Raw genomic sequence first — 567 nt, 5'->3', positions numbered from 1 at the left:
CTGCTCGGGGGCCGTCTTCCTGAGGAGCAGTGGCCCGCGTTCAAGAAGGTGTTCCGCGGGTACCGGTACGACGAGGTCTGCGGCGACTACAAGCCCTACGAGCAGATCCTTCAGGATTCCTTTGACCGGGTGTGTAAGCGGTGGGGCATTGGGCCGACCGAAGGCGCCGGGGCGCAGTTCGCTGAGGCTGTACGCGGCTGGGTCGCGCACGAGGACGTGCCGGCTGCGCTGAAGCTCATGGGCGAGAACTACAAGCTGGTGATCCTGTCCAACGCAGACGACAGCTTCCTGGACATCAGCGTTCCGAAGCTCGGGGCAGACTTCCACGCCGTCCATACCGCCGAGCAGGCCCAGGCCTACAAGCCGCGCTACCAGGCCTTCGAGTACATGCTCGACACCCTCAACGCCACGCCGCAGGACTTCCTGCACGTCTCCTCGCACACCCGCTACGACCTGATGCCCATGCACGACATGGGCTTCCGGAACCTGGTGCTGCTGGACCGAGGCTACGACCCCGTCACCGCGGGCTACGACTACACCACCGTCGATTCTCTCGACGAGCTCAAC

General features: G+C 64.6%; 1 protein-coding gene. It reads left to right on the top strand.

The genetic code is table 11. The features are described 5' to 3' along the window. Positions 1 to 567: HAD family hydrolase (locus NA5_RS38750; RefSeq protein WP_062993999.1), on the top strand; the 567-nt coding region annotated here is incomplete at both ends.

The organism is Nocardia anaemiae NBRC 100462 (genome assembly GCF_001612725.1).
In the GTDB taxonomy this organism is placed as follows: Bacteria; Actinomycetota; Actinomycetes; order Mycobacteriales; family Mycobacteriaceae; genus Nocardia; species Nocardia anaemiae.
This window is presented reverse-complemented; position numbering and strand designations above follow the sequence as displayed.